Origin of the sequence: Spirillospora sp. NPDC049652 (assembly GCF_040675125.1) — a bacterium.
GTDB lineage: Bacteria > Actinomycetota > Actinomycetes > Streptosporangiales > Streptosporangiaceae > Spirillospora.
The window spans coordinates 23,490-34,435 of record NZ_JBFAOF010000008.1; the positions used below are offsets into that span (position 1 = coordinate 23,490).

The following is a 10,946-nucleotide window of genomic DNA, read 5'->3' on the forward strand; positions in this document are numbered from 1 at the left end:
GTTGTCACTCAGGGTAGGCGTGCGGCACCGGTCAGAGGGACCGGTCTCGCTGGTACGCGCTGCACAGCCGACTTGCTAGACGCTCGACCACGGGGGTCGGTGTACGGGGTGGCCGGTCACGCCGAGGCACCCGGCGCGGCGGATCGACGTCGGCCGGGGGATCCGACGGTCGCGCCACATAGGTGGCCTCCGTCAGCCGGACGAGCGCTTCGCCGGGCGTCAGCCCCGCCGAGGCGAGCACGTGCCGGAAACGCTCGCGGGCGTCGTCCAGGTCGAGCCGGTCGCTCGCCTCGTGCTCGATCATGCCGCTGATCACCGGCACCAGCTCCGGCGGCAGCCCGCTCAGGTCCGGTGCGGTGTTCTGATCCGTGATCGCGTACAACAGGGCGGGCAACTGCGGGCGCTGGTAGGGGTAGTGCGCGGTCAGAGCGAACAGCAGGCTCGCCCCCAGGGAGTAGACATCCGCGGCCGGAGTGAGGTTCCGGGGCGTCGAGACCTGTTCGGGCGACATGGTCACCGGGGTGCCGAGCGTGGCGCCGCTGGTGGTGAGTTCGAGGGCGTCCGCGGTCAGCGCCTCGCCGAGGGAGACCAGCCCGAAATCGATGATCTTGGGTCCGTCGTGGGCGAGCAGGATGTTGGCCGGCTTCAGATCGCGGTGCAGCAGTCCCGCCTCGTGGACGGCGCCCAGTCCCTCGGCGAGCAGGTCGCCCAGTGCCGCTCCGGTGTCCGTCCCCAGCGGACCGTTCTCATTGACGAAGTCGCGCAGCGTGAGCCCGCGGACGTACTCCATCGCCATCCACGGTCGCTCGTCGTCCGGCCCGGCGGCGATGAGCGAGGCCACCCGAGGCCCCTGCACCATGCCCATGGCGGCGATCTCACGCTCGAAGCGTGCCCGGAAGTCCTCGCGTTCCGCGTACTGCTTGTGGATGATCTTGACGGCGACCTGGATGCCATCCGAGGTGACCCCGAAGAAGACCTGTCCCATTCCGCCTTCGCCGAGCCGACCGTGCAGCGCGATGCCCGAGATCCGGCGCGGATCGGAGGGCGAGAGGGACTGCATGAATCACCTGCCTTGTCACGATCCGCCATGAGCTGCCCAAGATCATACTCTGACCGCGCTTGACACAAAGCGAAACGAGCCAGGTCGTCATGCGCGATGTCCCGCGTGGGTATGAGCGAGCGCGCTGTTCGGCTATGGGATGAGCATTGTAGGGAAACCGGTACACCCGGTCTTTACCTTCCGCTAAGGTTCCGGTGATCATTGGGGAGCCGGAGGCTATGGTATGTCGGAGTTGGTTCCAGCGGCGTGGATGGTCCGTGCGGGGCGCGATGGCGAACGAGAGGGGCAAGTCCTTGCCGAGGGTTTCGCGATCGTCGGCTGGGACGAGCTCGGAGACATCGGCGGCGCCGAGACCAGGGAGGATCTCCGCAGGATCATCCAGGAGACCTACCCGGACGACGGCAAGGCGCGCATCGCCAACTGGACCGGCCAACTGTGGCGGTTCCTGAGCGGTATCCGGGAGGGTGACCATGTCGTCCTGCCGCTCAAGACCCACCCCGGACGACTGGCGGTGGGACGCGTCATCGGCCCCTACGTTTACCGTCACGACGCGCCGGTGGGACTTCGGCACATCCGGCCGGTCGAATGGCTTCGAACCGATATTCCCCGTGACGCTGTAAAACAAGATCTTCTGGACAGTCTGGGATCCTTGTTGACGGTCTGTGGCCTGACCCGATTTGACGCCGCGCGGCGCGTCGCACACCTGGCCGCCCACGGCGTCGATCCGGGCGACGGCGAGGGCGAACACGAGTCCAGGAGTCGGGCCGAGCTGTTGGCGGAGGCGGCCGACCGCAGTCCCGACAATCCCTTCCGGCTGTCGATCAGGGATCTCCTCGGATACTGGGGCGCGGCCCGCCGGACGCCGAGCGTCGTGGCCGAGATCGAAGAGGCACTGGCGGAGAAGGGGCTGGCGACCCGGCCGGCGTTCACCGAGGGATGGCTCGACAACATCATCCAGCTCGTCCCGGTGGGGCAGGAGCCGGTCGTCGGTGAGACGAGCTCCCCCGCGCAGGTGGCCGAGGACACCGAGGACGTCTCGGAACTGCCGGGGATCACGCTCCGGATCGGGGACCTCAGGGCGGCGAACCGCGAGGTGGCGACGGTCCGCCCCGAGGGGTCGCTGCACACCGCGACCACGCTGATGGTGCTGAACAACTACTCCCAGCTCGCCGTGGTCTCGGAGGACGGGACGTTCCACGGCGCGGTGAGCTGGGAGTCCATCGGGCGCGCCCAGATCGCCCGATCGAACGCCACGCTGACCGACGCCACCGTGCCGGCCTCGGTCGTGGAGTACCACGAGCCGCTGCTCGAGCAGATCGGCCAGATCTATACGCGAGGCTTCGTGTTCGTCCGCAGCCAGGACAAGTCAGGGCTGTGCGGGATCGTCACGGCGGCCGACCTGACCAGCCAGTTCGATGATCTAGCCAGGCCCTTCGTCCTGCTGGAGGAGATCGAACGTCGACTCCGGCGCAGGGCGGATGAGAAGCTGTCACTGGACGAGATCCGCAGCAAGGTCCGGATGCGGCCGGATCGGGTGCGTTCGGCGGCCGACCTCACGCTCGGCAGCTACCGGTATCTCTTCGAGCCGGAGGAGCACTGGAAGAAGCTCGACTGGCCGCTCGACCGCCGAATCTTCCTCGACCGGCTGGAGGCCGTGCGCAGGATTCGGAACGACACCATGCACTTCAGCCCGGACCCCCTGGGCGACGAAGACCTGACCACTCTCACCAGCTTCCTGGCCCTTCTCCGCACCGTCCAACCGGACGCCTGAGCCGAAACGGCGGGAACCGGCTGCCGCACCAACCCGGTGTCCGGCCCCTGCGGCGCGGGCCGGACATTTAGATCACCTGGTGCGGAGTTCGGTGAGGACGGTCCGCCAGTCGGAGGGGGAGAACTCCAGTGGGGAAGCCGTGAACGGAGCCTTGGTGTCGCGGACGCCGATCGTGTCGTCCATGGCGCGGCCAACCTCCACGCAGTTGCCGTCCGGGTTGCAGCGGCTCGACTTGCGCCGGCTCGATAATCGCGTGGTTCTGTCGGTGATCCTGCCCGCCTGGCCATGTGTTCGGCCAGCTTGTCAAGGAAGGCGAGACCGGAGTCCGCGGGTAGAGCCACATCCCGGCGTCGCTCGTAGAACTCCGGGTACAAGGCCAGGTCGTTCCGGCCGCTGAGCATGATGTCGGCGGTCGCGGTGTCGAGCACCACGAGCGTCGGATCTCCCGGCTCTGGATAGGTGTAGATCGAGAAGGACGCCTTCCGAAGGAGGCCGCCGGGGACCGGGGCGTTGTAAGGAAGGCGGGTGAAAAGCGTTCGCGGAACGGGACACGGCGTGACGATGAGCTGGCAGATGGGGCGCCCGTCCCCTGTCGTCCCACCGGCTTCCCCGAGGTGTCTGATGTCCCCGGAGCTGTTCCCGTCCGTCAAGCCGTCCTCGTCCCTGCGGTGGTGCCGCTCGTTTCCCGGAGACGCGGAGCGGGTGGCGGCCGTCCGGCGGTTCGTCGCGCTGCTGTTGGACGGCTGCCCCGTCCTCGATGACGTGCTGTTGTCGATGGACGAGCTGGTCGTCAACGCGCTCCCGGCACACCAAGTCGGGCCTTGCCAGCGGGCCGTTCGCCGTCGAGATCCGCCGTGACCACGGAACCGTCGCGATCTCCGTCCGCGACCAGGGCGGTCCCACCGAACCGGTCGCGTCCGACGCCGACGACTACGCCGAGTCGGGACGTGGCCTGCGGACGGACCCGGCGCTCGCCACCCGGTGGGGCTGGTTCGGCAACGACCACCCCCGCACCGTCACCGCCGTCTTCGCCGAGACGACGACATGGACGGAAGCCGCGTGACCTCCGCCGCCGTCCATCATCAGACGGCCGACCGCGTCCACACGGCGGCTCTCGCTGTCTGGCCGTCCCCGCCAACCGTGGGCATCACCGTGCAGTTCGTCCGCGACCGCGGGCAGCAGCGCCCTACCTGATCGCCGCTCCGTTAACCTTGGCGTCGTGAGCACGTCGACCTACCTGCTGATCCTGGGGGAGATCCGGGCCATCGCCTGGGTGCTGAGTGAGAGCCGGATGGCGTTCCCGCGCACGCCCCGATCCGAGGTGAACCAGCTCACGGTCGGGGATGAACTGCTCATCTACGCGACGCGCGGAGCGTTCGGCAACCCCACCCGCGACCGGGGCCGGGTCATCGGCCGCGCCACCGTCACCTCCGCCGTGACGGAGCTGGACGAGCCGGTGGAGATCGCGGGCCGTGAGTTCCCGCGCGGCTGTGCTCTGAGCATCGACGCGCTCGCCCCGTTCCGCAGTGGGGTCGAGCTGCAACCTCTCGTTGAACGCCTCGATGCCTTCCCCGATCCGAAGGTGTGGAGCGTCCGGCTCCGCCGTCCGCTGCTCCGGCTGTCCGAGCGTGACGCCAACCTGCTGCGCGAGGCCCTGCGTCCGATGGCCGGCTCTCCGGACGAGCATCTTGGCTCCTACCTGGACCGGGCGGCTGCGCGTCCATCCTGACCAACGTCGCACGATTACGGTTTGGCCGACCCTTCAGGGCTCGGCCAGGTGGGACGTGCCCGGCATGCCGCCGGCCGAAGGCCTGCGGGCCTCGGGCAGAACGGGAAGGACGCCGGCGCTGGTCAGGTCACCGGTCGTGATGAGCGGCCCCTGGACCACTCGGGTCAGTAGATCGGCCTGGCGCGGCTCCAGCCGCACACATCCCGTCAGCACTGAAAGCAGAGCCAGCAACTCGACGGTGAACTCGCGCTCCCACGTTTCGAGCACGATGTCGTCGAGTTCGCTCGTCCTTCTCTTGTTGCGGGGCCGTGCCGTCCTGTCGTTCAGCCACCGCCACACGATGCGTCGTCCACTGACCTGGTAGTTGATGACTCCAGGCGGCACGGGCCTGAAGGCGCCTTCTCCCACCAGAAGGGACTGCGTCCGCTCGTCATAGGGGAGCTGGTCGGGGAGCTGCGTGGGAAGTTCACGGACCGGTGAATCGACCCTGATGCCGAAGCGTTCGATGACGGCGAAATCGCCTTCCCCGCGTCCCACAGGCGGGTCAACACATCGTGTTCCGTAGGAGTGCAGCCAGAGAATGTCGCGACCGAGCTCGACGGCTTGCCGCCAGAGTACGGGGTCGGCGGAAAGGGGCACCCGAACTCCGGGCCGTTGGAGGTTGACCGAGAACCGCGCGGTGTACGCGGGGTGTGCCGTCAGCGCTCCGATGTAGGCCAGCACATCGACGGCCGTCACCTTCAGCCCCAGGGTCTCCTCGAGCGCGGTCAGCAGCCCCGGTGCCAGATTCGGTGACCGTGTTGACGGGTCCCGCCACAGCGGCCGGACGCCACCTCCCCGACCGTTGTAGTGGTGGAGATCGGGGATGAGCCCGGGAAAAATCAGTGCTGGGCCGACAGATATCTCATGCGCGTCCTGTTCCGAAACGAAGATCTGGTCATCGGAGCGGACGCGCCAGAGTGCCGGTCGCGGCATTTCCAGGATGCGGCTGTCGGGGATCAGCCACTGTCGGTCGAAGGACCGGTAAGCCACCCGAACGGGGACTCGGGCGGGGCCATGCTCCTCGGCCAGGTTCCGTTGCGACGGCGGAAATCCCGGAAGCGGAGCGGGCCTGCTATGCAGGGTTCGGTCGCGTGACTCGCGGAAGAGTCGCCGACGCTGTTCGACAGGGGCGGAGATCAGATGTCGCCAGCGCTCCCGTAGCGTCTCGGGGCTGGGCGCGTAGACCCACGTCCGGCCGGGGGTCACGCCGCGCGAGCGCCAAGGCATCAGATCAGCCAGCGCCGGATGACGCGTCCACTCCGAATCCGCCGCGGGGAGGAACGGGCTCTGCCAGTCGTCATCGCAGACGCGCCACTCAGGGGAGGTCGTCCGCAGCTCGCGTAGTGAACTCTCCTTCTCTGCTCGGGTTCCGTGGAGTTCGACGTAGTGCACTCGGGCGGGTACCTGCTCGTCCGTTCCCGAAGGCCGGGCGAAGATGAGAACGCACAGTTTGCGTCCCACCTGCGGTCCGAAAATCCTGCCGGCCATCGGTGGCCGGTTGCCCTCCGGAGACAGCTCGATGACCCATCCCAAGGCGCACGTGCGGCGAAGGTACTCCCGGAGTCCACAGAAGGCACGGCTCTTCACCACGCTCGACGGCAGGACGTACGCCACCACCCCCGCATCGGACTGTGGATGGGCCTCGAAGACCTTCCATGCCGCCCAGCGCAGGAAGTACCAGGGCATTCCGTGAAGGTCTGACTCGTAGCGTCCCATGCCCGGAGCGCGAAACTCGTCAAGGGAAGGACGCTCGATCACAGCGGCCGGACCGGTCGCCCTTCCACGGCGCTCCTCGATCCAAGGTGCGCGGCCTCGTGCGTTTTCCACGTGAGGTGGGTTACCGATCACGACCATGACGGGAACGTCACGCTTCAATCTGTTCGCCTCGTCGCGGTTCTTCTCCATCACACGGTAGGCGGACCCGAGCGGCTGTTGTGAATGGTGCGGGTTCGCCAGCGCGTCGGTCAGGAAGCGAAGCTCCTGAATTGGGGCCTCGATGCCGAACAGACTTCGGAAAGTGCCGTGTATTCGGAGTTCGGCAACCGCGTACGGAGCCACCTGGATCTCGAAACCGATCAGCCGCTTACGCAGCAGATCCTTGACATACTCCTCCCGCGCACCCCGCCCCAGGGCCGACCCGACCCGGCGCGCCACCGCGCTCACGACTTCGACGAGGAAGGCTCCCGTGCCCATGGCGGCATCGATGACCATCACGTCGTCGTCGGCGAACCCGCGCTCCTTGCCCAGGTGGAGTCGTAGTACCTCGTCGGTGAAGCCGACGATGGACCGGGCCACGCCCCCCGGGGTGTAGTACGAGCCGGTGCCCCGGCGGAGCTGGGGGTCGTACTCGCCGAGGAAACGCGCGTAGAGCTCGTTGTAGGCCTGGATCGGCGAGACGTCGAGCTCCCTGAGATCGGACACCGCGAGCATGCGCCGCAATGTGTCGATGGTCTGGAGCTCGTCGGAACCTCCGCCCGTGAGGACGGCGAATGCCTGCCCCATGACCTGGTGCCGCTTGGTCAACTGCCGGGCGATCTCAGCGTAGGACCCAGTGGAGATGTCGATCCCGTCCGATCGGGCCAGGAGTAGCGCGAAGGTCACCGTCTGGGCGAACGCGTCGGCGAACTGCTCGTTGTCCAGACCGGGGAACAGCAGGGTCCGCCAGTCGTCGGCGAGGAGCGACAGGCGTTCCCGGGCTTTGCGGTCGCTCGGATCGGCCAGCGTCGCGATCACCTCCTCCTTGAGGAGAAGGCAGAGGCCGGCCATGATCTTCACGAGGTCGCCGAGGGTTCGCGGCGCCTCCGGCTCCCAGAGCAGGAACCCGTAAACCAGACTCTTCAGCTCTTCCGCGGCCGTGTCGGACGGCCGTCGTAGCCCCGACCGCGACTCGGCGATCCGGACGATGGGAATTCGGAGCTCACCGAAGGAATAAAGTCCCCAGGCCAACCCGTCGGTGTAGAGAACGTTCGGCAGCGCCTGGAGCTTTGCCCACTGTTCGCGGTCCGCCTTCGTCGGCCCCCAGGACCGATCGGTCGGAACTCCCTTGCCGGGGGCTTTGAGCTCGAGATATCCGACTCTGACACGTCCGACGTCCACGGCATAGTCGGGGCGGGCGCGCAGGTCCTTGAGCCTCACCTCGCCGTAGGGGACGGCCTCGATCCCGGCGAGTGCGCCCAGTTCCCGAAGCAACCGTTCCAGCGGCCCGCGGAGCTGGTCTTCGGCCTCTCCGCCACGTCCGCTCTTCTGCGCCACCTCGTTCGCGAACGCGGTCAGCGCGGCGTTGGCGGTGCGAGGAGGAAGCTGCCTGAACGGTCTGGCCACGGTGACCTCCGGTGAACGCTCCGCGTGTTCACCGTGACTCCCGGCAGCCGAAGCGGCAAGAGGTACGGGGATGTCCTGGCCACAACCGGGCATTCGGTCGGTCTAGGGAACCTCGCGCTCCGGAGGGATACGCGGTGCGGCGCGACCGGATCTGGTCATGGTCGGCGGGGATGACGCCGGGTTCATCGTCCGCTTCGCAGGTCACCTGAACGTCCTGGTGCTCGACCGGTACGAAGGGCGGTCATGGTCTGGGCCGATCTTCTCTCGGTGAGGCTGACCCGGGCCTATGCTCGCGACATCTCCGAGATCTGGCCCGGACGCACGGCGTTCCCGTCAAGTCCGGAAATCTGCACCATGTGAACAGAGTCAACAGGTTGATCGCCCATTGACTGGGTCGTATTCTGTGTATCCCGGTCATGCCGGCTACTCCTCCGGAGGTGATCATGTCTGGGCTGCGGCGACATGCGCATTGCGTCGATGGCAAGGCTCCGTACGAACCGCTCGCGGAGCTGCTTCCCGGTCCTGAACGGCGAGAGTTGGCCGAGGCTCTTGCGTCCCGTGTGTCGGCCGAAGAGCTGGCCCACATGCTGGAGGCCCTTCCGCTCGACGTGCGACGCGCCGCCTTGGCGCCGGTCGGTGTGCGGGACGCCCGGAGGGTCCCGGCGTCGGCGGTCGCCGCCGCCCTCCGGCTGCTGAGCGGCGGCGATCCACGCCGAACCGAACGCTTCCGTTCGATCCTCGCCGGGTTCGCGTGGCACGCCTTCGGTAATTCCGACGGCCTCGGCCGTGACGACTGCGTGGCTCTGCTGACCGAAACCGGAGCCGCCGACGTCCTGCACCGTTCAGAACATCTGCGGAGCTGGGCTGCCTGGGAGTATCCGGACACGATTCGGCTCTGGTCACTCGCCCAGGTCGTCCAGGACGACAGGCCGCTCGCCGCCTTGGCCCTCGGCCTGCTCGCCGGGGAGGCCGCCCACCTCGCCCACACCGGGGCCGCGATCCGGTCCGCCTGGGAGCGGCTCCGGAGCATTCATCCCGACCTTCCCGAACAGCCGATCGACGCGAGGCGGTTGTGTGCCATCGCCCGCCCCGAGACAACCACCCCGCCCGCGGAAAGCGAGCTGACGTTGAACTCCGAAACCAGCGACGCCGCCACGGCACCGATCGACACCGAAGATCTCGCCGTCGAGCTCGGCCGTCTCCGCGAGTGCTTCCTGGCCGCCGCCGATTCGGCGGAACGCGTTGCCGGACGCCTTCGCCGTGGAGAACGGCCGGACGACACCGACCTCGACCACGTGCGCGACGCCGTTCGTGACTTCGACACCCTCCGCGTCAAGGTGGCGGCCCTCGGTGGAGACGAACCCGCCGCCGAACTCGCCGACCTGGAGCGACGCGTCCACGTGACCTCGCAGGTCGAACGGGCCCGCGCCCTGGCCGGGCTGCGCGGCCCCGAGATGCTCGCCGAGGAGATCGACGAGATCCGGGCCATGAGCCACGGCCCGGATGCCGAGCGTCTGGTCGTTCTGGCCGAGCTGCTGGACGCGCTGGCCGACGGCGACGAGGACCGGGCCGTCGAACTCGCGGACCGGGCCGCCATCGAGCTTCCCGACCGCTTCCGGAAGGTCGTGTTCGCCGCCACGAGGGGACGGCTGGACATGGCAGCCGAACCGAGCCCCGCGACACTTCAGGAACAGGAGACCACCGCGCAAGCCGAACCGGAACCGGAGCCCCGACCGGAACCGGAGCCCGAGCCGACGCCAGAGCCCGAGCCGCAGGCCGAACGCGAGGCGAACGGGGTCCTGGAACCGGAACTGTACGCCGATCACGAGTCCGTCGAGCCGGGGCTCCCCGAGGACGATCTGGCCGAGCTCGACGCCATCATCCGCGAGGCGACCGGCGGCCAACGCGACGACCGGGTTGAAGTGGTCACAGAACAGTCCGGTTCTCCCGCCGAAGAGTCCGAGCCGGTCACCGAACCGGCCCCACCGGAAGCGAACGAGCGCGACCGGCGAGAGGCCGAGGAGTTCGTAGAGGCCGAGGTCGCCGCCATCCGCGCTGGACGCTTCGGGCTCGCCGCCCACCTGCGCGAGGCCGCGGGACGGCCCGAAGCCGAGTGCAACGCCCGCCGCTGCGCCGCGCTCGCCAGTCACATGGCGCTGTTCGGCCAGGAACTCGCCGGGGAGTTCACGCTCGCCGCCGAGGGGCTGGAACCCAAGGCCTTCGCCGACGACCTCGGCGGCGCGATGCTGGCGTGGGCCGCCGGGATCCGCGCGGGGATCGTCTGCCCGACACCCGAATCCACCCAGCTCGTCGACCAGCTCAGCGTCTTCTTCACCGAATGGCCGCTGCTGCGCGAGTGCGGCGAGGCGTTCGTGCAGGCGGCCCGGTCTGGGGCCTACCTCAGCCCCGACATGGACGGTCTGATCCGCGGCGCTGCGGCCGCGCACGAGGAGCGGCGCACCGCGCAGGGCGAGGCCTATCGCCTCCTGACGGAGGGACCCCGCGGGAAGATCAAGTTCCAGTTCGCCACCGAGGTGTTCAAGTCCCTGCTCAAGAAGGACGGCGGCGCGATCGGGGAGCTGCTGGCCGTCGTTGCGGCCGACGACGCTTCCCGCGTGGCGGAGGTCGGCGCCGCCGCCGTACGGCTCGCCGCTCCGTCCGAGCGGGACCGCGTCATCGCCGAGGCCGAGGTACGGCTCGGCCGCAAGAGGAACACCATCATCGGTCCCGCACGCAAGAAGGTGGAGGAGCGCACCGCCACCGCCCTGGCGGTGGTGGACAGGTGGGTCAGGGCCGTCCGCAGGCACGACGAGCAGGCCGGGGACCATCAGGACCACCGGGTCGCGACCTTGCGGCAGCTGCGGGACACCATGACCGAGAAGCGGGCCCGGATCACCGGCGAGTTCGCCGACCTCACCCCCCACGCGGCCGACGCGGACCCGGTGATCCGGGCCGCCGCGCAGGCTGCCGCCGGGCTGCTCGACCGCACGGTCGACCTGCTCGACGGCGCGCCGCTGCCGACC

General features: G+C 68.6%; 6 protein-coding genes and 1 pseudogene. 4 read left to right on the forward strand and 3 right to left on the reverse strand.

Features of this window, described 5'->3' with window-relative positions; translation table 11 throughout:
* Nucleotides 1–31: 31 nt before the first annotated feature.
* On the reverse strand, nt 32–1,060 hold the full coding sequence (locus tag AB0J52_RS01555) for a serine/threonine-protein kinase (RefSeq protein ID WP_500179594.1): 1,029 nt from the start codon (nt 1,058–1,060) through the stop codon (nt 32–34).
* Nucleotides 1,061–1,310: 250 nt separating this feature from the next.
* On the opposite strand from AB0J52_RS01555, the gene AB0J52_RS01560 reads away from it, so the two are divergent.
* The gene (locus AB0J52_RS01560) at nt 1,311–2,831 is read left to right on the forward strand and encodes a CBS domain-containing anti-phage protein (RefSeq protein ID WP_500179595.1); all 1,521 of its coding nucleotides are present in this window, start codon (nt 1,311–1,313) and stop codon (nt 2,829–2,831) included.
* Nucleotides 2,832–2,903: 72 nt separating this feature from the next.
* On the opposite strand, the gene AB0J52_RS01565 is transcribed toward AB0J52_RS01560, so the two are convergent.
* Entirely contained in the window at nt 2,904–3,101 is a 198-nt protein-coding gene (locus AB0J52_RS01565; RefSeq protein ID WP_500179599.1) for a DUF397 domain-containing protein, read from the reverse strand.
* A 487-nt stretch (nt 3,102–3,588) separates the two neighbouring features.
* Between AB0J52_RS01565 and AB0J52_RS01570 the strand changes: the two genes are divergently transcribed.
* Both AB0J52_RS01570 and AB0J52_RS01575 read left to right on the forward strand, forming a co-directional pair.
* Nucleotides 3,589–3,894 carry a hypothetical protein gene (locus AB0J52_RS01570; protein ID WP_500179596.1) on the forward strand — a complete coding sequence of 102 codons (306 nt, stop codon included), beginning with the start codon at nt 3,589–3,591 and terminating at the stop codon, nt 3,892–3,894.
* A gap of 156 nt (nt 3,895–4,050) precedes the next feature.
* Nucleotides 4,051–4,560, forward strand: a complete 510-nt coding sequence (locus AB0J52_RS01575; protein WP_500179597.1) for a hypothetical protein — start codon at nt 4,051–4,053, stop codon at nt 4,558–4,560.
* Between the two features lie 33 nt (nt 4,561–4,593).
* On the opposite strand, the gene AB0J52_RS01580 is transcribed toward AB0J52_RS01575, so the two are convergent.
* Nucleotides 4,594–7,923, reverse strand: a complete 3,330-nt coding sequence (locus AB0J52_RS01580; protein ID WP_500179598.1) for a type ISP restriction/modification enzyme — start codon at nt 7,921–7,923, stop codon at nt 4,594–4,596.
* 560 nt (nt 7,924–8,483) lie between these two features.
* Between AB0J52_RS01580 and AB0J52_RS01585 the strand changes: the two are divergent.
* Nucleotides 8,484–10,946, forward strand: a pseudogene (locus AB0J52_RS01585) (hypothetical protein); the annotation flags it as partial.

Bases quoted from the DNA above. Each gene is read 5' to 3' on its own strand.
- AB0J52_RS01555 (WP_500179594.1), bottom strand. From the start codon at position 1,060: ATGCAGTCCCTCTCGCCCTCCGATCCGCGCCGGATCTCGGGCATCGCG.
- AB0J52_RS01560 (WP_500179595.1), top strand. From the start codon at position 1,311: ATGGTCCGTGCGGGGCGCGATGGCGAACGAGAGGGGCAAGTCCTTGCC.
- AB0J52_RS01570 (WP_500179596.1), top strand. From the start codon at position 3,589: ATGACGTGCTGTTGTCGATGGACGAGCTGGTCGTCAACGCGCTCCCGG.